Origin of the sequence: Shewanella algidipiscicola, from assembly GCF_900380485.1 — a bacterium.
GTDB classification, from domain to species: Bacteria; Pseudomonadota; Gammaproteobacteria; order Enterobacterales; family Shewanellaceae; genus Shewanella; species Shewanella algidipiscicola.
The window spans coordinates 431238-454844 of record NZ_OXJV01000001.1 but is presented as its reverse complement, the minus strand read 5'-3'; the positions used below and the strand labels follow the sequence as shown (position 1 = coordinate 454844).

Here is a 23607-nt window from a genome sequence, read left to right as displayed (position 1 = left end):
ACGATTACAGCTAAATAGCATAGCCAGATAGGAATTTACGCAGAGTGGAAAAAGCCTAGCTTGCCAATAATCACTCACTGTTATCGGCAAGGCATAGTAAACATTAAGCATCAATGATGAACATCTAGCGTAATGAGATTAATGAAACAGGTAATTTAACCAACCTTGCATTCTCACCAGCACCTTGCGCATAACGGCGACGTGAGAAAAATGCTCGGTATAGATGGCGATCTCCCCCGATACGCCGGCGGGGAAAGATTGGCTAATCTGATTATTATCGACTTTGATCAACACCACCACTCGCCCGGGCAAAGTCAACATACGCGAAGGCATCAAACTCCCCGTCGATTGCAGCTCACCTTCGGCCATCGCTGGTAATATTTTAGCCACAGTGCCGCTAAATACTTGTCCGGGCGCTGCATCTAAGATCACTTCAGCAGTGTCCCCCTCCTTGAGACGCAATAGAGAGTTCTGCCAAAATGCGCCTGCCATATAACGCTCTTCATTAGGAATAAAGCTTATCACTGAACGCAGCGGCATAGGTACAGCAACAATGCCAGGGCGTAAGGCCATTTGAGTCACTATCCCGTCAGACGGTGCATAAACCACAGTTTGATCAAGCTCATACAACGCCTTATCTAATTCGGCGCGGAGCCCCGCCACTTTAGTGTTAACCCCATCAACATTAGATTCATAAGCCAAACGAACCCGCAGCTCTTCCGATTTCGCTGCGGTATATTGCGCTTCGGCCGCTAAGTATCGTTGCCGACGATTATCAAGTTCAAGCTCACTAAAGGGAGAGTCGACACCAGCTTGTCTTTGGCCTTTATCGTAACGGTCAAAGGCCGACTTGGTGCGGTCTCTATCGGCTAATGCTAACTCAACACTGGCTTTAGCGGTACGCCAAGCCGCTTCCAACTGTGGCACCTCTAGCTCGGCAGCCGCTAGCGCCGCTCGCTTTTGCATCACCACGGCCTCAAAAGGAGTGGGATCTAATTTAAACAGCACATCGCCTTTTTTTAGAGGTACATTAGGTGCAACATGCACCTCGGTAACAACGCCCCTAACGGCAGGATTAATCGGCACAGACACAAACATCTCTTTAGCATAAGGCGTATAGGGATGGTTGTAATTCATCAGCAGCACCAGTCCACCAACAATAAAAACACCGCCCAACACAGCAGTCGGCACAGTCCACTTATTTAACGGAATATGGAAAATCTTAAATATGGCGATGCAGCAAGCTGTATAAGTCAATACGATTAATAGATCCATCTTATGATTCCTTCTCATCCAACGGTGGGGGGATGACACTGGCAGGTGTTGGTACATCCACCCTCGCCTCCTCCATCGCCTGCATTCGATGCTCTAACTGCGCCACAGTCTGATTGAGTTGCTTAACTTCCTCTTCCAACTGTAATTCTCGCTCAACCACTTGATTAAAGCCCCACCCTCTATCTTCTCGATATAAGGTGGCCCATATCCATAAAAAAGGCCAAATGGCATGTAAGGTAAATAAACTCACCCAACCTGCTACATGCAATGCATCTTGCTGAGGATGATTGCGTTTTTTAGCTATTTCATAAGGAATATCATGGATAACAATGACGCCATAAAACAAAAATATACCAACAAAAATAATCACCCCCAACGCAAAGTAATCCAAAAACATGGCGCTCTCCTTATTTGTTGTTACGCTGCTAATCTCGCAAACACAGTGGTGGCAACACCACCCAGTTAACATTTTCATAACACACAAGAATAGCAATAACTTACAGCTGCATCACACTTTTTATATCGGCAGAGTTTGATACAGCTATCGCTTGTACACTCGATGACTCGAAAACCGTTTAACTTTGCTGTAAAAAGGTAAGATATTAAAAAATACTAATAAAAACTGGTATATCCCCTTAGCCAAAATGAATAAAAGGTACCCACACCATGATAGGCACTCCCCACACTAAAGGCGCGCTGCGCGCCATGCTGCTCGGCTGCGGCGAACTAGGAAAAGAAGTCGCAATCGAACTGCAACGTTTAGGCGTTGAAGTCATTGGCGTCGACAGATACCCCAATGCACCAGCCATGCAAGTCGCCCACCGATCACATGTGATAAACATGCTCGATGGCGAGGCTCTGCGCCAAGTGATCACATTAGAGCAACCGCACTTGGTGATTCCAGAAATTGAAGCCATTGCCACTCAAACCTTGGTCGATATGGAAGCCGAGGGGCTCAATGTCATCCCGACAGCCAAAGCCACCCAACTGACCATGGATCGGGAAGGCATACGTCGCCTTGCCGCAGAAACCTTGGCCATTCCCACCTCGCCTTACTTTTTTTGCGACACTCAAACTGAATTTGAACAGGCGGTAAAAGCGATTGGCCTTCCCTGCGTGGTAAAGCCCGTGATGAGTTCATCAGGTAAAGGGCAAAGCGTGATCCGTGAAGACGCCCAAGTCTTGCCTGCATGGCAATACGCCCAAGAGGGTGGTCGTGCGGGCGGCGGTCGTGTCATTGTTGAAGGCTTCGTGCCATTTGATTATGAGATAACCTTACTGACCATTAGCGCTATTAATGGCATCCATTTTTGCGATCCTATTGGCCATAGACAAGAAGATGGCGATTACCGCGAGTCATGGCAACCACAAGCGATGTCGGCCAACGTATTGGCTAAATCGCAACAGATTGGTCGTAAAGTGGTAGAGGCCCTAGGCGGTTACGGTCTGTTTGGTGTCGAACTGTTTGTTAAAGGCGATGAGGTGTTCTTTTCTGAAGTATCTCCCCGCCCACACGATACCGGACTTGTCACCCTGATCAGCCAAGATCTGTCAGAATTTGCGCTGCATGTGCGCGCCATCTTAGGCTTACCTATCGCCAATATTGCGCAGCATGGCCCATCTGCATCAGCGGTGATCTTGGCTCAGGGCCAGTCCAGTAACTTACGTTATCGCAATATGGCCGCGGCCTTAACCGAGCCGAATACTCAACTGCGTCTGTTTGCCAAACCTGAAATTGACGGACGCCGTCGACTCGGAGTCGGCCTTGCCCGTGGTGAGTCCATTGACGATGCGATAGAAAAAGCCTTAACGGTTGCGGCTAAGGTCGAGGTTATCTTCGAGTAATCATGCCCCAGTTAGCCCATTGCCAGCAACTAAAGGCGGTGGTGTAAAACATTAAAAAAGGCGCTCAAGCGCCTTTTTTAATTCACATCTCACACTAACTGACACGGTTAATGGGTTTACCCGACAGGTAGCCGGTTAAATTACTCAGTGCAATATCCATCAAATTTTGCCGCGCTTCACGAGTCGCCCACGAATTATGTGGACTAATGCTGATATTGCTCGCCGTGATCAAGGGGTTATCGACCGCTGGCGGCTCACTGGACAACACATCGACACCGGCGCGAATAGCCCCTTCATTCAACGTATGGGCTAACGCAGCTTCGTCGACTAGGCCGCCACGAGCGGTATTGATCAGCAGCGCATTGGGTTTCATCTTTGCAAGGCTGGCGGCATTGATCATCTTATCTGTCTCAGGCGTGAGTGGACAATGCAAAGAGATAATATCAGCTTGCTGGTATAACATGCTCAGCTCACACCAGCTGACACCTGTAGGTAAGTCAGTTTTTGGCTGCGGCGTACTGACCAATACCTGCATCTGAAATGCACGCGCTATACTGGCCACCTGACGGCCGATAACGCCATAACCGATTAATCCTAAGGTTTTACCTTTAAGCGATTGCAGCGGCGATAAGGTAAAACAAAAATCAGCACTTTGACTCCATCCACCTGCGATGACCGCCTGATGATGCTCGGCGAGCTTTTGGGTGTGATGCAATATGTGGGCAAAAACCATCTGCGCTACGGCATCGGGACCATACCCTGGCACATTTGTAACCACTATCCCCCGCGCAGCTGCGGCGTTAATGTCAACCACATTCGTGCCGGTCGCTAAAACACCTATGTAGCGCACGCAGGGCAGCATGGCTAGGGTATCGGCATTAAGCTCAGTTTTGTTGGTTAATATAATATCGGCGTCATGAGCACGCTCTAACACTAATGGCGCTGCGGTGCGCTCAAAGCAGTGAAAGTCACCGAGCGACTCAAACCCGTGCCAGCTCAGGTCGCCCGGATTTAAGGTATAGCCATCGAGTACTACAATTTTCATCGTTATTATTCTCATCATCCGTTAAGTGAGATATCGTTTCTGCGCCCGTTAAAAGCGTAACTTTAGCCCTGCATTGACCTGCCCTTGCCACATGATGTCGGCACTTATCTGCCAGATACACTGGCTAGCATCACAAAATAGCGCATTGTCACTGCTCACAAAGGTGGCGAATGCCCGTGCATCGGTAAACAGCGAGAGGCGCGGATTCACTTGATACTCAATCCCGGCACCAAACCCCATCGAAAAACGCGTTTCGTTGCCATAATCGTTATCGGGGCGCATTTGGGTCAGCCCTAGACTAGTGGTGATATAGGGGCGTAAGACACCATGAGAAAAATAAAGCGAGCCGCCCACGTGCAGGTAATCGACATCCAACGTGGTTAGTTGCTTAGGGGTAACATTGCCGCGGCGATTAAGCTCTGTGGCCTGATGGCTATAAAGCAAATAGACATTGCCGGGGTCACGAGTGTGAATGCCGACCATGATGCCGTAGTGGCCGGACTCGCTGATATTAATCCCACTTTGGGTTTGGGTATTAAGCTCGATGGCATCGAATTCTGTGGCGGCAAAACTGTAGCCACCAAATGGTGCCACAAACATTCCGGGTTCTGCCTCTACAGGCGCACCGAGCACAGGGGTTGACGGGACAGTTAGGCATAGCAGCAAAGGTAATAGACAGCTGACTTGATATCGACTTGTTGTAGTTATCGCTTTCATGTTTATCTCCCTGCGCACCATGATGGCGCTAATCCATTGGTGAGCTCAGCCACCCATTGGCGGTGGCTGAGCACTGGGTTTCAAACTGCTTTTTACTCGCTACCTCATACCGCGATCTTGTTTGACTCTATCATAAGCCGCTTGAATATCTTGGGCTTTTTTCTTAGCCAGCTCCATCATCTCGGGAGGTAACCCTTTAGCGACTAATTTGTCTGGGTGATGTTCATTCATCAGCTTACGATAGGCCCGTTTCACCTGTTGATCTGAGTCGGCTTCGGTTAACCCCAGCACACTGTAGGCGTCGGCAATCGATGTCTGTTGCTGGCCACCACTGCGGTGAAAATTAAATTCCGCCTGCCAGCGTTTAAGTAACTCATCGAGCTGCAATCGACTGTAACCCAGCTCCTTGGCGACCAACAGTAAGATGGCATGCTCTTTAGCATCGAGCTCTCCGTCGGATAAGGCCGTCTGGATCTGGATTTCCAAAAACATCTGCACCAGATCTTTACGTCCCATAGACAATAAGCGAAAGCTTTTGAGGCAAGCATTGAGATCAAAGTCGCTGGCTTTACCTTGGTTAAAAGCCGACTGTGCGTCGCGCCGAGCCTGGCCACTTAGCTGCAGTTGATCCATGAGCGCGCTAGCGATGCGAATATCTGTTTCGGTGACATGGCCAGAAGCCTTTGCAACATGGCCCATCACCGCAAAGGTGGTATTAAAAAACAGTGTTTGGCGATTACTGCCCTTGCCAATAATACCACTGAGTTCGGCGCGCTTTTTGTCGTATAAATGGCCTAGCCATAATCCTAAAATTGCGCCAAAGATACGACCAAACATAAAGCCGATCGCAAAACCAAATACCTTACCCCAAATTTTCATCTATTAACCTAATCTTGTTTTTTATCTAGTGTTGTCATGCGCGTATTCAGCGCCGCTAACCGCTCGACCGTACCCACATCGCACCAAAAGCCGTTAAAATGTTCACCGGCAACTAATCCTTGCGCCATCTTATCTTTAAGGAGAGGTGCCAGTGCAAACCGCTTACTGGTGGTGCCATTAAACAGCGCTGGCTGGTAAATTCCCATACCTGAAAAGGTCAATTTACTTGGGCCTGCAGCGCTCAGTCGCCCCTCAAGTAAGGCAAAATCCCCCTCTGGATGCTGTAACGGATTATCGACTAACCACAAATAAGCCAGAGCCTCGCCCATTGCAGCCTTGATAGCCATTAACGAGAGCGGCTGGGCGGCAATGGTTGGTAAAGCATCAATAAACACATCGCCGTTGATCACTAAAAACGGCTCAGATCCGAGCAACTCTAAGGCATTTTTAATCCCACCACCGGTTTCTAATGCTTCGGTTTCACCGCTGTAATGCAATTTCACCTGCCAACGTCCACCATCACCCAAGGCCTGGATAAGCTTATCACCCAGCCAAGCATGATTAATGACTATATCGGTGACACCAAGGGCGGCTAAACGCTCAATGTGGTAGACAATCAGTGGTTTACCAGCCACTTCAACCAGCGGCTTGGGTATCTTATCGGTTAGCGGTCGTAAACGCTCGCCACGGCCTGCGGCTAAAATCATCGCCTTCACAGGGTCTGCTCCATCTTAGGGATCACTTGATTATCTAACCAGCTGATAAAGGGGTGTAATGCCAAGTAGCGCTTGCCGATATCCCTAACATATTGCAATGTGAGCATTATATCTTGCATATAACCGGGCTTACCGTCACGGTAATTTAACCGACAAAAGATACCTGCGGCCTTAAGATGACGCTGCATGCCCATTAAATCAAACCACTGCCGATATTGCGCCAAAGTGACATCCTGCCCCAGCACATTGTCAGAGAGTAATTGCAGGTAATGCTGCTGCATCAAGGTTTCAACCACCTCGTCTGGCCAGCGCACATAACAGTCTCTAAGCAGCGACACCGCATCATAGGTGACAGGCCCTATTACCGCATCTTGAAAATCAATCACAGCTAACTGCTTATCACACAACATCAAATTACGGCTATGAAAGTCGCGGTGCATTCCCGCGCGGGGCTGCACTAACGCACTATCAGCCAGTATCCGATAGGTATCGGCTAGCATCTGCTGAGTATCAGCACTGCTCTTAAGTTGTAAGTGGCGACCGATTAACCAATCAGAAAAAATATCTAACTCTCGATAAACGAAGGCCTCGTCATAACTAGGTAGCGGGACGCCATCGACTCTGGTGACCACACGAATAGGGGTGAGCAAACATAATGCCTGTTGATAATAATCGCTGACATTGGCAGGTGTTAATACACTCAGTAGCTGAGTATCACCCAAATCACTGAGCAATAAAAAACCTTGTTCAATATTTTTTTCAATGACTTGGGGGACGTTAATCCCCTGTTGATGATATTCATTTGCTAATGCGATGAACGGACTCACCGCAATTAAATCTGGAGGAGAGTCCATGGCGATGTAGCGTTTAGGTCCCAGAGTTACCCTAAAATAGCGACGAAAACTGGCATCACCTGAGATGAGTTTGATGGTAGCATTAGCGCTCAGCACGCGTTCAATCCACGCATTTAAGGCAATAAATCTTAGATCTGACAAGGGCACCTCATGGCTCTTAAGCAAAAATTGCTTTATTATAAAGCAAAATGGAAACAGCAATTAAGATGATTCTATCTCTTTTGCTAGGTTGCTTGCGCAGATAGATGCAACTATTCTCTCCGATAATTTGTCTAGACTAAGAAATCACAAAAACGATAAAAGATGCATATCCGTTACTTATTGGCTTTAATACTGCTTCCACACCTAGTCTTAGCAGACGAATTAGATCGCACCGTCGATGCCGACACACAATGTCTTGTGGAACCTCCTGTGCCTATTCCAGCGGCCAATAGCGCTGATGTGCCACTTGATTTACAACAGATACAAATCGTTTCAGACACCACAGAGGCTAAATTAGGTGATAAGGCCACTTTCACGGGCGATGTCACTTTCAGTCAAGGTGGACGACACATTGCTGCCGATAACGCGACGTTAGATCAAGCCAATCAACGCTTAGATGCCGATGGCAACTTGGTGTTCCAAGACAGTATGTTTACCGTCACCGCCGACTCATTGAGCGCGCAGATGCGTACCAATAGTGCCGAGTTAAGCGGCGCCCAATATTGGTTACATGGCCAGCAAATACATGGCGATGCAGAAAAACTAGAAATTACTCAAGATAATAACCTACATCTGACCAATACCAACTTCACCACTTGTCCACCGGGCGATACCTCTTGGTTGCTCGAGGCTGAAACCATCAAAATCGACAGCACCGAAGAGTGGGGAGAATTGTGGGATGCCAAATTAAGAATTGCTGGTGTGCCGGTTTTTTATCTGCCTTACATGACGATTCCTGTCTCAGAAAAGCGTAAATCAGGCTTTCTGTTTCCGTTATTTAGCACCAGCACAACCAACGGGGTTGAACTTGCTACCCCTTATTATTGGAATATCGCGCCCGAATACGATTTAACCTTTACACCACATTATATGTCGGCGCGGGGCCTGTTCTTAAAAACGGAGTTCCGTTATTTGACCGGTGAAGCCCAGCAAGGCGGTGTAAATGTTGAATATCTAGCCAACGACAACTTGCTGACAAATCGCTCTGACCGTTACTTATATCACTGGCAACATAAAGGCGCGATTGATGATAATTGGCGTGTGTTAGCCAATTTTACCGATGTCTCTGACAACAATTACTTTAACGATCTGAAATCGGACGTCTTGCGTGCCACCGATAACCAATTGTCACGCATTGGCGAAATCGCCTACTTTGAAAATAACTGGGATATCACTGCCAGAGTACAAGATATTAAGGTATTAGGCGAAGATGAATCGCCGTATCAAGTGATGCCACAAGTGGGACTAAATTACCGCAGTCCTGAGTTGTGGAGTGGCTTAGATGTCAATCTATTAGCCGAAGCAAGCAATTTCCGCCATAAAGACAATCAGTACAATAGCGCCAACAGACTGCACTTAGAACCCAGTATATCCTTGCCAATCCATGGCCCAGCGGGCTCATTAACCAGCGAGCTTAAACTGCTACAGACCAACTACTGGCAAGACACTGATAATAAACCCAACTCTGAGCTAGCCAGCACAGTAAGCCGTACCTTACCCCAGGTGCGTATTCACGGACAGATTAATTTTGAGCGTTATACCGACTACTTTAATGTCAATTACCGTCAAACTTTAGAGCCCCAATTTCAATACCTATATGTCGGCTATGAAGATCAATCGCAAATCGGCATCTACGATACCTCATTACTGCAAGATGACTACTATGGCCTGTTTCGCGATCGCCGTTTTTCAGGCCTCGACCGTATTGCCGATGCGAATCAAATGACACTGGGATTAACCACTCGCCTGTTTGATGAGCATAACCGTGAAACCTTCCAGTTCAGTATTGGCCAAATTTATTACTTTGAAGACAGTAAAGTCGGCCTCATCGAAGCATCACAACCAAACCAATATTTTCAACAAGAAAATACCTCCAACTCGGTATTGGCGGCTGAGTTAAATACTCAAATATACAATGATTGGTTTATGAGCGGCGCGATTCAATACGACACCAAAAATAGCTACAATAAAAAGAGCGAAGTCACATTAGATTTTCGACCAGAAACCAATAAACTGCTCCAACTAAGTTACAGATATGTACCTGATTTAATTAACAGTAACACTAATGAATCGGTTAATGTGTCACAAACAGGTGTGCGTGGCGCATGGCCAATCAGTGACAACTTGTATATTGTTGGCAACTGGTATTATGACCTCAATGAAAGCCGAAGTGTCGAAACCTATACCGGATTCCAATACGAATCTTGTTGCTGGGCGCTGCGCTTAAGTTATCATTATCGCATTAAGACCAACTACGACGATGATTTAGAACCCACCTTTGATGACCGAGAGCTGTTTGAGCATGGCTTCTATCTGAACTTTGTTATCAAAGGCTTAGGCGGCTCAGGCCCATTAGGTGTGGCAGATATGCTCGATGATGGTCTGTTTAATTATCGTAAGCCGCTCTACCTGAAAAACTAGGATAAGATAAATTAGTTAGTCTTATTGCTGAACCTAGATACGGACTTGTAGTCCAATCAGAATAATCGAATTAAGTGGTCGGTCAACAATGACAAACGACCTCAATATGCCAAGGATTTTTGTGGATGAGACCCTGTAAACAACTGATTATTGCGTTACTCACATTGGCGATGAGCCACAGCGTTATGGCCGTTCAGGCTTTAGACCGTGTAACGGTACAAATTAACGAAGGGATTGTGCTGGAAAGCGAAATCACCAACATGCTGAATACAGTTAAAGCCAACGCTAAAGCCGCAGGCCAAGCGTTACCGTCTGACGAAGCCTTGCGTACTCAGGTAATTGAACGCCTGATCATGACCCGCTTACAGCTGCAGATGGCAGACCGTATTGGCCTACACATTGGTGACTTACAGTTAGATCAAACCATTGAGAATATTGCTAAAGAGCAAAATATCACCGTAGCCGACATGCAAGCTAAAATTGCTGCAGACGGATTGAGCTGGGCGCAATATCGTGAACAACTACGTGAAGAGATCACTTTAGGTGAAATTCAACGTATTCAAGTTCAGCGCCGTATTCAGGTGTCGCCACAAGAGATCAACAGCCTAGTCAAGTTGATTGAAGAACAAGGCATGCAGGAGGTGGAGTTTCAAATTGGGCACATCTTAATTGAAGTGCCAAGTAACCCCAACAGCGAACAGTTAGACAGTGCCAGTAAGCGGGCTAATATCGTATTGAAACGTCTGCAAGATGGCGCCGACTTTAAGCAAACAGCCATTGCTTCATCTGCTGGCCCTAAAGCCCTTGAAGGGGGTATTTGGGACTATATGAACGTCAATGAAATGCCAACTCTATTTGCAGAACTACTCACGGGTGCTAAAACTAATGACATTATTGGCCCTGTTCGTAGCGGTGCTGGTTTCCATATTATCAAGGTAATGGACGCGCGCGGCCTACAAACCCAAGAGATCGATGAAGTCCGCTCTCGCCATATACTAATAAAACCATCGCCAATCCTATCGGAAGAGCGCGCTAAAGCCATGCTCGACAACTTTGTGCAGCAACTGCGTGCCGGTGATGTTGATTTTGCCGATTTAGCGCGTCAATACAGTGAAGACCCAGGTTCTGCCGCCAAAGGGGGTGAGTTAGGGTGGGCCAATCCTGCGGTTTATGTGCCTGCGTTTGCACAAACCCTGAACTCACTAGACGTTAACGAGATCAGCGAACCATTCCGCTCCAGTCATGGCTGGCATATAGTACAGCTTGAAGAGAAACGTAAAACAGATGCGACAGACAAGTTTAATACTAATCGGGCCCATCAACTGATTTTCCGCCGCAAGTTTAATGAAGAACTGCAAAACTGGCTGGATGAGATGCGAGCTGAAGCTTACATTGAAGTATTTGATGCCGATTTTAACCGAGGTTAATCATATTGACGATTAAACGTATCGCAATCACGCCGGGCGAACCGGCTGGTGTGGGACCAGACTTAGTCATCCAACTTGCTCAGCGTACTTGGCCCGCTGAGCTTGTTGTTTGTGCCGATCCGGCGTTATTAAAAGCCAGAGCCAAAAAAATTGGCTTGCCGATCCAACTGCGTCCTTTTCAACCAAATCAAGCCCCTAAACCTCAAGAAGCAGGTACATTGACCATAGTACCTTTTCCCTTGGTCACCGAGTCTGTATGCGGCAAGCTTGACGAACAAAACAGTAGCTATGTCATTGAAACCTTAAGCTACGCTGGCGAAAAGAACATGAGCGGCGAATTTGATGCTGTCGTGACAGGCCCTGTGCATAAGGGGATTATCAACCAAGCGGGTATTCCATTTAGTGGCCACACCGAATTTTTCGCCCATCAGGCAAACTGCCAAGATGTGGTGATGCTGTTGGCTGCGCCCGGGTTACAGGTCGCCTTAGTGACCACACATATTCCACTGGCATATGTGTCTAAAGCGATCACTCGCGATCGCCTGCATCAAATCATCAAGATTTTACACCATGATTTGGTGAACAAATTTGGCTTACAAAACCCCAAAATTTATGTCTGCGGACTCAATCCGCATGCAGGAGAAGATGGCCACTTAGGCCGAGAAGAGATAGATGTTATCAGCCCTGCATTGGAGGAGCTGCGTGAGCAAGGTATGAGCCTGGTCGGTCCCTTGCCTGCTGACACCCTATTTCAACCAAAATATTTAGAAGATGCCGACGTTGTCTTGGCCATGTATCACGACCAAGGCCTGCCAGTGCTCAAGTCACGAGGCTTTGGTAGTGCGGTTAATATCACCTTAGGCTTGCCCTATATTCGCACCTCAGTCGATCACGGCACGGCATTAGCCCTTGCTGGCACAGGTGAAGCCGAAATAGGTAGCTTTGTCTGCGCATTAAACAAGGCTATTGAATTAGCCACTACGAACGAGTCACAAAAAGAGAAGTAATGAGTAATAAAGTACATTTAGGCCACACAGCAAGAAAACGCTTCGGACAAAACTTTTTGACCGACAGCAATGTGATCAATCGAATTGTTGGCGCGATTGCCCCCGACAATGACCATGTCATGGTTGAAATTGGTCCAGGCCTAGCGGCATTGACAGAACCTGTTGCCGAAAGCATTGATAAGCTGACTGTAGTTGAGCTAGACAAAGACTTGGTGGAACGCCTTAAAACCCATCCATTTCTTAAAGATAAACTCGAGATCCACCAAGGTGATGCGCTTAAGTTTGACTTTAACCAGCTAGTGGAAGAAGGCAAGCAGATGAAGGTGTTTGGCAACTTGCCTTACAACATCTCTACACCATTAATGTTTCATCTATTTGAGTTTGCAGAGCATATTGAAAACATGCACTTCATGCTGCAAAAAGAAGTGGTGCTACGTTTGTCGGCTTCACCCGGCACTAAGGCCTATGGTCGCCTCACAGTGATGGCGCAATATTTTTGCCAAGTGATGCCAGTATTAGAAGTACCACCAGGATGTTTTACCCCACCGCCAAAAGTTGACTCAGCCGTCGTGCGCTTGGTGCCTTATAAAAATAAGCCTTGGCCATGTAAAGATGTCGATTTATTAAGACACCTGTGTACTACCGCATTTAATATGCGCCGCAAAACACTACGTAATAATCTCAAACAGATGTTATCTGATGAAGACTTTGCTTCGCTCAATATTGATGCGACCAAACGCCCAGAGCAGATAACAGTAGAACAGTATGTAGCCATGGCCAACTTAGTCACCGATAAGAGAAACGGCTAGGTCTCTTAGCGGGGGAGTCATTCCCCGCTCTCTCTGTTACATTTAGGACATTCAATGAAACCACTTGAATCCTCAATTAAAATTGAGGTAAAAACTGAATATATCGAAGAGCAGTCATCCCCCGAAGAAGACCGTTACCTCTTTAGCTATACTATTACCATTATCAATTTAGGGGATCAAGACGTCACCCTTATTAGCCGTATGTGGTGTATTACCGATGCCAATGGCCATTACAGCGAAGTTCAAGGAGCTGGCGTGGTCGGCGAGACGCCAACCATAGCGCCTAATACCGCTTATCAATATACCAGTGGTACCGTGTGTGAGACCCCCTTCGCGGTGATGGAAGGTCATTATGTGATGGTCACTAAAGATGGCCGTGAGTTTAAAGCCCTCATCGCCCCCTTTCGCTTAGCTGCACCCGGGCTTCTCCATTGATCCTGTTAGCTAAATCAATCCATTTTTGACTGAACGAGTAATCGATGGCCACCTATTTTATCGGCGATATACAAGGCTGTTTTGATGAGCTACAGGCCATATTAAGTAAGGTCGATTTTACCCCTTCAAAAGATGAGCTCTGGATCGTTGGCGATATGGTAGCTAGAGGCGATAAGTCACTAGAAACATTAAGATACATCAAGTCGCTAGCGGGTTCTGCTAAGCCTGTTCTGGGTAATCACGATCTGCATTTATTGGCCTTACATGGTAAGCTAAAACGCCCAAATCCCAATGACAAACTTGATGCTTTACTGGCTGCCAGCGATATTAATACACTTATCGATTGGCTGAGAATACAGCCACTTGTTAGGCAACATAGCGCACACAAATTATTGATGACCCATGCGGGTGTACCGCCACAGTGGGACGTTGAAACCGTTATACAAGAAGCCAATAGTGTACATGAAGCTCTGCGACGCCCCGATTATTTAACTGAGCTTATCGCCAAAATGTACACCAATGATGTCGATACTTGGTCATTATCAATGCCCCCCCTTAAGCGAAAAATCTATTGTATTAACGCCCTAACCCGTATGCGTTATTTACACCATGACGGTCGTTTAGACTTCGGCTGTAAACAACCACCTGACAGTGACGCTCATTCAGGATTAATCCCGTGGTTTGAGCAAACCAGTTTAGCGGCACAAACCCACACTTTAGTCTTTGGACACTGGGCCTCATTAATGGGGAAAGTGGCTCATCCAGCACTAAAGGCATTGGACACTGGTTGTTGCTGGGGTCAATATTTGACTCTCTGGCATTTAGAATCAAATCAAAAAATTACACAAAAAAGGTTAGAAAAAGGTTAAGCTAAGGTATTAATAGCCGATAGAGCTAAAATAACCCCTGCCCATCCTATGCATATATTGGCAATTAGGGATATAACAACAAAAATGGAGCCCCCTATGAAATTAAACGTCGCAACAAGAGTGATTGGTGGATTCAGCGTTGTAACTTTATTGCTAATCACATTAAGCGTTGCATCGTTAATCACCAATAACAATATCAAGAGCAGTACATTAATACTGCAAGAGCTAAGCCTTCCCGCACTTGAAAGCAGTAACCACCTTACACAAAGCCTTGCCCTGCAAGAAAAACAACTATTAGTGGCTTACCACAGTACTCACTCGGCACAATTACCACAGATACAAGCAAAGTTTGCCGATGACTCAAAAGCATTTATCAGCGAGCTAAGTAACTTACAAACCATTATTCAAGGACACCAACAGGGACAAGGACTCGATACGCAAATTTCAGCCCTTAAAAATAGCTATCAAGCTTTTGAAGATAACAGTCAAAAAATGATTTCAGCGCGTTTACAGTCGCTACAAACTCAAGAGGCTTTACTTGCTAAGCTCGACGATCTTGAAATAGCAGCCGACGATACCGCCTCGTTGCTGCTGGATCTTATCGATCTGGAAATCAGCGAAGATCCTACCGAGCGCGAGATAGCCGCCACCGCCAGCAATATAGATAACAGTTTTAGTAACCTCATCACCAGTAGCTACGATCTGGTTAATACCAAAGACAAATCTAAATACGACACCATCACCAAAGAGTTAAGTTATATTCTAAGCGATGCCAGTAACAAATTAGCCTATGTGAGCCGACACTGGGAAGGCGTTATCGATCAGCAGATGCTCGATAATATCAACCAAGAGGCTGCAAAAGTCCTTGTTATGCTTGATGGCCCTAATGCCATCCAAATGCAAAAAGAAAAACAACTCGGCTTTGACATGGCTGCGACCGATCTATTAAGTAAAGTAGAAACTGACGTCGATGCTGTGAATAAAAGCATGATTAGCTTGAATAAGTCGATTGAAAACATCTCACAAACCATCAGCAACAATGCAATAAGTGATATCGATAGCGCCAGCTATAGCACCATGGCACTGGTTATCATTGCGATTATTGTCGCTATCATGGTAAGTATTGCGGTGATCCGCCCACTAACGCGCTCATTGGGCGAGGTCAATAATGCACTCGATATACTAGCGTCGGGTAACCTCACCCATAAATTGGATGATTCGGGCCATGATGAATTTTCCGAGTTATCGCGCAACTGTAATCGCTTAGTCGATAGTTTACGTACTCTTATTCAAGGTATTTTGGATAGATCTAATCAGCTGGCTGCAGCTGCAGAGCAAACATCGGCCATCACAGCGCAAACCACTGTTGGTATTCAGGAGCAGAAAAATCAGGTCGATCAGGTCGCTACCGCGACGACGCAGTTAAGCTCTAGTGCCATGCAAGTCACCAGCAGTGCCGATGAGGCCCTTAGTCAAATTAAAAATGCCGATGAAGAAGCTCAGCATATGCGCACCATTGCCGATGACAATAAGCGTACGATTTTAGCCTTGGCCGATGAAGTGACCAAAGCTGGGCAGGTGATCAATAAACTGCATTCGGACAGCGCCGCGATTGGCTCGATATTAGATGTGATCCGTGGCATTGCAGAACAAACTAACTTACTGGCATTAAACGCCGCTATCGAGGCCGCACGAGCTGGCGAACAGGGCCGAGGCTTTGCAGTGGTCGCCGATGAGGTTCGCAGCCTAGCCTCGCGCACACAAGACTCGACTCAAGAAATCCAGCAGATGATTGAAGTATTACAGCAAGGTGCGCAGCAAGCAGTATCTGTGATGGAGCTTGGACGAGAGCAAGCCAGCCATTGTGTTGAGAAAACTGAACAAGCTAATCTAGCGCTCGAAAGCATTAACAATGCGGTACATCGTGCCCACGATTCAGGCACCCATATTGCTAATGCAGCGCAAGAACAAAACATCGTTAGCCAACAGGTGTCTGAGAAGCTTGAACATATCGCCGCAATCTCAGAAGAAACCGCTATCGGTGCAGATCAAACTGCGCAGTCTAGTCATCAGGTGGCACGATTAGCTGAAGAGCTACAAGCCTCTGTAGGCGAATTTAAAGTCTAGTAGGTACAAACAGCATGCTTGCACGCTGAAGAGTGAGTAGCGATTCACTGAGGAGTAAATAAAACCAAGGTAAGCCTTACCCTGCTCATCAATCAGCAATCGCGTTATGATTTTGAGTGTTATATGCGCATTAGCCCATAAAAAACCGGACATCTAGTCCGGTTTTTTATGGCTCAACACTTAATCCTCTAGAGATTAGGTATAAGACTAGCTTCCTGCAAGACGCTCTTTAATTGCAGAGGTCATCGCTAACGCGCTATGACCATTAGCTTCGGCCCATTCGAGGATATTTTGTCCATCCGCCTCTTTAGCCGCTAAATCAGTAGTAGAAAGGCGTTTCGCAACGAATGCTCCTACGTCATTAGCACCACTTTTCATTGCAAAGCGTAACAAGCTATCGCCATCGCAAGAGATATCTTGATAGACGTTACGCAGTTTTACACGGGTCTCTTTCAACTTTTTACGTAAACGGTTTTTATCATCCGCGTGCACGTAATTACAAATGTTTGCAACAAGTTGATCGTTGGCTTTTACTGGCACAGCATAAGATGAGGCCACTAACATCACAGCAATCGTCGTAGGTAACAGACGCATTGGGTACTCCTATAATATTTATTATTTTTTCAATAGCATAAATGGTAACAATTACGCTAAAGACTACTCAGGATAGCACCCACAACTTAACATTTTTTTACCAAGTTGATAAAGCAATACTCTAAACCTTTCTCATTCGTATGCGCTTCATTGGTCACTCGTTCCCACGACCCATCATTCCAATCAGGAAAAAACGTATCGCCTTCAACATCAAGATTAATTTCAGTCAAATAGAGTTTATCGGCTCTAGGCAGTAGCGCCTGATACAACTGACCACCACCAATGACAACAAGCTCATCGCACTCACCAGCCGCTTGCAGCGCAGTCTCAAATGAAGTGACACAAGTGACCCCCTCTATGGTGAGACCGGCCTGACGGCTAATGACAATGTTGTGACGCCCCGGTAACGGACGACCAATAGATTCGTAGGTCTTACGCCCCATCACCACTGGTTTACCTAAGGTCATAGCCTTAAAATGGCGCAGATCTTCAGGCAGATGCCATGGCATCTGATTATCTTTCCCAATGACGCGGTTATTGGCCATCGCGGCAATCATAGCAATTTTCATAGTAGCTCCAACGGTCTAGGCCGCTTCAATTAGAACAGATTAAATCAACAGAGTTAAATGACAGGACGAGTGCGAAAATAGAGCAGACTGGGCATCGCCAAGCCAACCGACAGCGCCCCCAATATAAATACCGTTTTTAACCCATTGCTGATCACTTCAGCAGTCAGTTCGGGGCTCACCTGCGACTGGGCAGACAGTTGTACTAACGCAATGACGGTATTGTAGGCATAAGTCCCGGGGATCATAGGTATGATAGCCGCTACTGCATACATTAAAGGCGGTGCGAGATGACGTTTGGCAAAGCTAATCGTCAATACGCCGACCAATGCAGCCGCCACGAACGTGGCCCATTCAATAGGCAAGTTAATATGTAATAGCAAGGTTCTGACGCTGTGGCCCGTTGCGCCGGCTAACGCACAATAAGGTAAAAAGCGTTTAGGCACATTAAATACCATGGCAAATCCTACCGCGGGTATCGATGAAAATAACGCATCGTTTGCCAATTTGAGTAAGAGTTCTATCACAGGAATAACCCACCTAACTGCATCGCGATAGTAATACCAATCACCGAGGAGACCGTCAGTAAAGTGGCGTGGCCCCAACGCGAGATCCCCACGTTAAGGTGTCCCTTAACCATATCTGAAATCGCATTAATCATCGGAAAGCCCGGCACCAACATCAATACACTCGCAGCCATAGGTAACTTGGGTGTATTGGTGAGATCAAAGTGATAGCCCATTTGCGCCACTAAGGTTGTCACAAAAGCCGTGACGGCAAAGTTCACCAATAAATTGAAATGGCGCTTGGCAATGGCTAAGCGCACAAACATCCCCAGCGAAGCGGCCAATATAGTGATGATTATCGCTACCATATCGCCACCAAATAGGTGACAAAAACTACCGCAGGATAAGCCAATCATGGGGATTAAATAGCGCTTAGGGTAGCTTTTAGGTCGTATACGAGACACGCGCTTACGCACTTCATTTAAGCCGTATATGCCTTTCTCTGTTAATAGACAGATGCGCTGTAGTTCACAGATAATGGTCATATTAATGCCATGTTCGCGAATTCGACGCGTGGTGGTAATACACCTTCCATGCACTAAGCTGGTTAGCACGAGGGAATTAGAGGAGATAGAGATTTCAACACTGGCCAAACCTAATGCCAAACCAAGGCGCTGGCTGATCTCTTCAATGAGTTCAGATTCAGCACCATAGGCTAGCAAAAGTTGGGCAACCCGGACAACTTGCCGAGTAATATCATTTTGAGTATCTGCGTACACGTGGTTCTCAGAATGAAAGTAATAATAAGCTAAGCTTATCTTTGATAGATGATCTCAACATCATAATCATCATCGTCAAAGTCATCATCATCCAAATCATCGCCATCATAATCTTCGTTGACAACATCTTGAGTCTGTTGATGATAATTATCCCACTTGAATTCAACTTCAGCATCAGGATCCGCTTCAACCTCTTCAGGTAGCGCAGCAATAAAGTCCATCAACTTCAAGCTAAGTTCTTGGGTACCTTCGCGGTTATACGCAGAGATAGTAAAGACTTCGCCTTTCCAATCTAACTCTTTAACAATTCGCTCTACGCGCTCTTGAATTTCTTCTTCAAGAAGCAGATCAGTCTTGTTAAACACTAACCAACGTGGCTTACTCGCCAGTAATGGAGAATGCTTTTCAAGCTCGGCGACAATAGCACGGGCTGAATCAACAGGGTCGCTGCCATCGATAGGATCAATATCCAAAATGTGCAGTAATACTCGGCAACGCTCAAGGTGCTTCAAGAAGCGGATCCCCAAACCGGCCCCTTCTGCAGCGCCCTCAATTAAGCCGGGGATATCAGCAATCACAAAACTTTGCCCATGACGTGGTGTCACCACACCAAGGTTAGGCACTAAAGTAGTAAATGGATAATCAGCGACTTTAGGCTTAGCACGAGACACGGCACGAATAAAGGTTGATTTACCCGCATTTGGCATACCCAATAAGCCTACATCGGCGAGTAGCATCAGCTCTAGGCGTAAGCTACGTACTTCACCTGGCGTACCAAGAGTCTTCTGTCTTGGCGCACGGTTAGTACTGCTCTTAAAACGCGTATTACCTAGGCCATGGAAGCCCCCTTTTGCCACCAGCAATTTTTGCCCATGGGTCTTGAGATCACCTAATGCCTCTTGGGTCTCTTCATCAATGGCGCGCGTCCCGACAGGCACCTTAAGGATAAGGTCTTGACCACTGTGGCCAGTACAATCACGACCGCGACCATTTTTACCGCGCTCGGCAAAATGAAAGCGCTCAAAACGGTAGTCGATCAGGGTATTAAGGTTTTCATCTGCTTGCAGATAAACACTACCACCATCACCACCATCACCACCGTCGGGGCCACCATCAGGCACATATTTTTCACGTCTAAAACTAACGCAACCACTACCACCATCACCAGCTTCAACTCTGATCACAGCTTCATCGACAAACTTCATACCAACTCCAGGCACCACACAATAGACCGATTATACTGCCAATCTAATCGTACCGCCAAAAAACAATTTCTATATTGAACTTCAAACAAGATACACAGGTTTGAAGCAGCAATGTGTTACTGGTGCTGGAGCAACGTAACCGGCTCATTTCACCAGATTTATAAACAATAAAGCCCTACCAGAGGCAGGGCTTTATAAACTATCTTAGGTGGACTAAGAGTTAAGCTTCGATGCTAATGAACTTACGGTTATTAGGACCTTTAACTTCAAACTTAACTTTACCATCAGTTAGTGCAAATAGAGTATGGTCACGACCAATACCTACGTTAACACCTGCGTGGAATTTAGTACCACGTTGACGAACAATGATGTTACCAGCAAGAACTGATTCACCACCGAAACGCTTAACACCAAGACGTTTACTTTCTGAATCGCGGCCGTTACGAGTAGAACCGCCAGCTTTTTTATGTGCCATGAGTTAGACTCCTATTAAGCGTTGATAGCAGTAATTTTAACTTCGGTGAACCACTGACGGTGGCCCATCTTCTTATCGTGGTGCTTACGACGACGGAACTTAACGATAGTTACCTTTTCGCCACGGCCATGGCTGACAACTTCAGCAACAACCTTACCACCTTCAACTAAAGGTGCACCAACGTGTACAGTTTCACCATCAGCAACCAAAAGAACTTGGTCAAATTCGATAGTTTCGCCTGTAGCGACTTCTAATTTTTCTAGACGAACTGTATGGCCTTCAGCAACACGGTGCTGCTTACCACCACTTTGAAAAACAGCGTACATAGCTATTTTACTCCGATATTTCAAGCACGCAGACCTTTTAATGTTAGGCTGGGCGCTATAAAAGCTTTAATGACAATGGTCGCGGAGTTTACGCTAAGTTGATTAGGCTGACAAGCCCTAATTCACTTTGATCAAAAAAAGATCGGAATTACTCTCACATTAGTCTTCTAATAATGTCTTATTCAACATTTTTAGGTAGAATCTCAATACTATAACATTTTTGCCTTAATTTGGGCTGCCTGAATTACAAAATACCACTAGAAGTAGAGCCTAATATGGATTTGAACGCCATTCGTCAGCTGGCTGATGCTGATATGAAAGCCGTCGACCAACTGATCTATAAACAGTTGGAGTCAGATGTAGCCCTAATAAACCAACTTGGATTCTATATTATCAATGGCGGGGGCAAGAGAATGCGCCCGCTGCTGTCCATTCTGGCCGCCCGCGCGATTGCCTATGAGGGTAAAGCTCATATCAAGCTTGCGGCAATTGTCGAATTTATTCATACCGCTTCATTACTGCATGATGACGTGGTGGATGAGTCAATGCTAAGGCGTGGTCGAGAGACAGCTAATGCGCTTTTTGGCAACAGTGCGAGCGTGTTAGTCGGCGATTTTTTATATACTCGCTCGTTTCAAATGATGACCGAGCTAGGCAGCATGCAAGTGTTAGAAGTGCTGGCCGATGCTACCAACGTGTTAGCCGAAGGCGAAGTGTTACAGCTAATGAACTGTAACGACCCTGATACCACGGAAGAAAGCTACATGCGTGTCATCTACTGCAAAACAGCTAAATTGTTTGAAGCTGCGACCCGTTTAGCCGGGGTATTAGCCGATAGCAGTATTGAGGTGCAAACCGCATTAGCTGATTATGGTAAATTTTTGGGCACGGCATTCCAGCTCACCGATGATTTATTAGACTACACAGCCGAAACTGAAGAGCTAGGTAAGAATATTGGGGATGATTTGGCCGAAGGCAAGCCAACGTTACCACTTATCTATGCCATAGCGAATGGTACCGACGAAGAGCGAGCTTTAATTCGTCAAGCGATTGAGCAAGGTGATGGTTCAGGTCATATTGAGACGATTCTCAATGCGCTCAACCAATGTGGTGCTCTCAAATATACGGAACAAAGAGCGCTAGAAGAAGCTGATAAGGCCATTAGCGCCTTAGAAATACTCCCTGAGAGTGACTACAAGCAAGCGCTAATATCGCTCGCTAAAATCGCCGTAGCGCGTAATCACTAATACGACCTTAGTGATAATAAAAAATGGAGCCTGACGGCTCCATTTTTTTATCAACTTAGTACTTACTTAACAAATAGTACTTACTTAACAAACTCAACACCTAGCTTGATATCAGCTTTTAAGGTATCTAGCATGGCATCACGCGCATTAGCTTCAAACTCACTTACTTCACCGTAAGCCAGCACTTGCTCAACGCCGTTCTTACCTAGTAGAATTGGTTGGGCGAAAAACGCTGCATGCTCGCTGCCACCATCAACATAAGCACATTCAACAACATTCGCTTCACCTTGCAGACCACGAACCAATGAAAGACCAAAACGACACGCCGCCTGCCCCATAGAAAGTGTTGCACTACCGCCACCGGCTTTAGCTTCAACCACTTCGGTACCCGCGTTTTGAATACGTGTAGTCAAAGCAGCCACTTCTTCATCGCTAAAGGTCACGCCTTCAACTTGAGACAACAGAGGAAGAATAGTAACACCGCTGTGGCCACCAATAACATTCACTTTCACATCAGCCACATCTAACCCTTTGGCTTCGGCCACGAAGGTTTCAGAGCGGATAACATCAAGAGTGGTTACACCAAACAAACGATTCTTATCATATACGCCTGCCGTTTTTAATACTTCAGCAGCAATAGCCACAGTCGTGTTAACTGGGTTAGTAATAATACCGATAAGCGCTTTAGGACAAGTTACTGCACACTTTTCAACGAGGTTTCTAACGATCCCCGCATTGATGTTAAATAGATCTGAGCGATCCATACCAGGCTTACGCGCAACACCTGCAGAAATTAGCACCACATCAGCACCTTCTAGTGCTGGTGTTGGGTCTTCGCCCGCGAACCCTTTGACTTCAACCGCTGTAGGGATGTGGCTTAAGTCAACCGCAACACCAGGGGTCACTGGCGCGATATCGTAAAGGGATAATTTAGAGCCGGCAGGCAATTGAGTTTTAAGTAGTAGAGCAAGAGCCTGGCCAATACCACCAGCGGCACCAAGTACAGCAACTTTCATAGTTATCTCCGTTAATTCTTGGTTATTATGTGACATAGATCTAAATTCACAGATGGCGCAACATTACTGCAATCACATCAATAATTCAATTATCCCTTAGTCGTGTAGCAAGATATTTTATAAATAACCCAAAAAGTGCATGTATTAACGGTTAGTCGATGAGGGGTTGGCTTAACTCACTTAGATTAGATACAACCGCTACATTCATCATTAATCATGCCAAATGAAAAGGATACCTAAGTAAGCGGTAGTTTCGATATTTACAC

24 protein-coding genes are annotated in these 23607 nt (G+C 46.2%); 9 read left to right on the top strand and 15 right to left on the bottom strand.

The genetic code is table 11. The features are described 5' to 3' along the window. Positions 1-138: 138 nt before the first annotated feature. Both DN599_RS02005 and DN599_RS02000 read right to left on the bottom strand, forming a co-directional pair. Positions 139-1275 carry an HlyD family secretion protein gene (locus DN599_RS02005; protein WP_110455980.1) on the bottom strand — a complete coding sequence of 379 codons (1137 nt, stop codon included), beginning with the start codon at positions 1273-1275 and terminating at the stop codon, positions 139-141. A gap of 1 nt (position 1276) precedes the next feature. After that, positions 1277-1672 (bottom strand): DUF3302 domain-containing protein, encoded by a 396-nt coding sequence (locus tag DN599_RS02000; protein ID WP_110455979.1) that lies wholly within the window; start codon positions 1670-1672, stop codon positions 1277-1279. A 269-nt stretch (positions 1673-1941) separates the two neighbouring features. On the opposite strand from DN599_RS02000, the gene purT reads away from it, so the two are divergent. Next, entirely contained in the window at positions 1942-3120 is a 1179-nt protein-coding gene (gene purT, locus DN599_RS01995) for a formate-dependent phosphoribosylglycinamide formyltransferase (RefSeq protein WP_110455978.1), read from the top strand. Positions 3121-3214: 94 nt separating this feature from the next. Here the strand turns inward: purT and DN599_RS01990 are convergent, their stop codons facing one another. From DN599_RS01990 to DN599_RS01970, 5 genes are all read right to left on the bottom strand, one after another. Continuing rightward, positions 3215-4165, bottom strand: coding sequence for a D-2-hydroxyacid dehydrogenase (locus DN599_RS01990; protein ID WP_110455977.1), 951 nt, complete (start codon positions 4163-4165; stop codon positions 3215-3217). Positions 4166-4213: 48 nt separating this feature from the next. Next, entirely contained in the window at positions 4214-4882 is a 669-nt protein-coding gene (locus DN599_RS01985; protein ID WP_110455976.1) for an outer membrane beta-barrel protein, read from the bottom strand. A 99-nt stretch (positions 4883-4981) separates the two neighbouring features. Then, positions 4982-5761 (bottom strand): co-chaperone DjlA, encoded by a 780-nt coding sequence (gene djlA / locus DN599_RS01980; RefSeq protein WP_110455975.1) that lies wholly within the window; start codon positions 5759-5761, stop codon positions 4982-4984. A gap of 8 nt (positions 5762-5769) precedes the next feature. Continuing rightward, positions 5770-6477, bottom strand: a complete 708-nt coding sequence (gene murU, locus DN599_RS01975) for an N-acetylmuramate alpha-1-phosphate uridylyltransferase MurU (protein ID WP_110455974.1) — start codon at positions 6475-6477, stop codon at positions 5770-5772. After that, positions 6474-7478: an aminoglycoside phosphotransferase family protein gene (locus tag DN599_RS01970; RefSeq protein WP_110455973.1), complete on the bottom strand. Its 1005-nt coding sequence runs from the start codon at positions 7476-7478 to the stop codon at positions 6474-6476. The genes murU and DN599_RS01970 overlap by 4 nt, the downstream gene beginning before the upstream one ends. A 156-nt stretch (positions 7479-7634) precedes the next feature. On the opposite strand from DN599_RS01970, the gene lptD reads away from it, so the two are divergent. From lptD to DN599_RS01935, 7 genes are all read left to right on the top strand, one after another. Then, entirely contained in the window at positions 7635-9953 is a 2319-nt protein-coding gene (lptD, locus tag DN599_RS01965) for an LPS assembly protein LptD (RefSeq protein WP_110455972.1), read from the top strand. Positions 9954-10078: 125 nt separating this feature from the next. Beyond that, a complete protein-coding gene (gene surA, locus DN599_RS01960) occupies positions 10079-11380 on the top strand; it encodes a peptidylprolyl isomerase SurA (RefSeq protein WP_110455971.1) in 1302 nt (433 codons plus the stop codon). 5 nt (positions 11381-11385) lie between these two features. Continuing rightward, positions 11386-12387, top strand: a complete 1002-nt coding sequence (gene pdxA / locus DN599_RS01955) for a 4-hydroxythreonine-4-phosphate dehydrogenase PdxA (protein WP_110455970.1) — start codon at positions 11386-11388, stop codon at positions 12385-12387. Beyond that, positions 12387-13196, top strand: coding sequence for a 16S rRNA (adenine(1518)-N(6)/adenine(1519)-N(6))-dimethyltransferase RsmA (gene rsmA / locus DN599_RS01950; RefSeq protein WP_110455969.1), 810 nt, complete (start codon positions 12387-12389; stop codon positions 13194-13196). The genes pdxA and rsmA overlap by 1 nt, the downstream gene beginning before the upstream one ends. A gap of 54 nt (positions 13197-13250) precedes the next feature. Next, complete coding sequence (apaG, locus tag DN599_RS01945) at positions 13251-13631, top strand: Co2+/Mg2+ efflux protein ApaG (RefSeq protein ID WP_110455968.1); 381 nt, start codon at positions 13251-13253, stop codon at positions 13629-13631. 44 nt (positions 13632-13675) lie between these two features. Then, entirely contained in the window at positions 13676-14500 is an 825-nt protein-coding gene (locus DN599_RS01940) for a symmetrical bis(5'-nucleosyl)-tetraphosphatase (RefSeq protein WP_110455967.1), read from the top strand. Between the two features lie 96 nt (positions 14501-14596). After that, entirely contained in the window at positions 14597-16627 is a 2031-nt protein-coding gene (locus DN599_RS01935; protein ID WP_110455966.1) for a methyl-accepting chemotaxis protein, read from the top strand. A gap of 207 nt (positions 16628-16834) precedes the next feature. On the opposite strand, the gene DN599_RS01930 is transcribed toward DN599_RS01935, so the two are convergent. From DN599_RS01930 to rplU, 7 genes are all read right to left on the bottom strand, one after another. Beyond that, the gene (locus tag DN599_RS01930) at positions 16835-17221 is read right to left on the bottom strand and encodes a DUF3718 domain-containing protein (RefSeq protein WP_110455965.1); all 387 of its coding nucleotides are present in this window, start codon (positions 17219-17221) and stop codon (positions 16835-16837) included. A gap of 86 nt (positions 17222-17307) precedes the next feature. Further along, positions 17308-17790, bottom strand: coding sequence for a type 3 dihydrofolate reductase (gene folA / locus DN599_RS01925; protein WP_110455964.1), 483 nt, complete (start codon positions 17788-17790; stop codon positions 17308-17310). 53 nt (positions 17791-17843) lie between these two features. Further along, on the bottom strand, positions 17844-18314 hold the full coding sequence (locus tag DN599_RS01920; protein WP_110455963.1) for a threonine/serine exporter family protein: 471 nt from the start codon (positions 18312-18314) through the stop codon (positions 17844-17846). Next, positions 18311-19072, bottom strand: coding sequence for a threonine/serine exporter family protein (locus tag DN599_RS01915; RefSeq protein ID WP_110455962.1), 762 nt, complete (start codon positions 19070-19072; stop codon positions 18311-18313). Before DN599_RS01915 ends, DN599_RS01920 begins: the two co-directional genes overlap by 4 nt. A gap of 35 nt (positions 19073-19107) precedes the next feature. Next, the gene (gene cgtA, locus DN599_RS01910; RefSeq protein WP_110455961.1) at positions 19108-20277 is read right to left on the bottom strand and encodes an Obg family GTPase CgtA; all 1170 of its coding nucleotides are present in this window, start codon (positions 20275-20277) and stop codon (positions 19108-19110) included. A gap of 220 nt (positions 20278-20497) precedes the next feature. Next, positions 20498-20752, bottom strand: a complete 255-nt coding sequence (gene rpmA, locus DN599_RS01905; RefSeq protein ID WP_007650346.1) for a 50S ribosomal protein L27 — start codon at positions 20750-20752, stop codon at positions 20498-20500. A 14-nt stretch (positions 20753-20766) separates the two neighbouring features. After that, a complete protein-coding gene (rplU, locus tag DN599_RS01900; protein WP_033537952.1) occupies positions 20767-21078 on the bottom strand; it encodes a 50S ribosomal protein L21 in 312 nt (103 codons plus the stop codon). 275 nt (positions 21079-21353) lie between these two features. Here rplU and ispB point away from each other — a divergent pair, with 275 nt between their 5' ends. Continuing rightward, positions 21354-22325 (top strand): octaprenyl diphosphate synthase, encoded by a 972-nt coding sequence (ispB, locus tag DN599_RS01895; RefSeq protein ID WP_110455960.1) that lies wholly within the window; start codon positions 21354-21356, stop codon positions 22323-22325. An 80-nt stretch (positions 22326-22405) separates the two neighbouring features. On the opposite strand, the gene mdh is transcribed toward ispB, so the two are convergent. Then, positions 22406-23341: a malate dehydrogenase gene (gene mdh, locus DN599_RS01890; RefSeq protein ID WP_110455959.1), complete on the bottom strand. Its 936-nt coding sequence runs from the start codon at positions 23339-23341 to the stop codon at positions 22406-22408. Between the last annotated feature and the right edge of the window lie 266 nt (positions 23342-23607).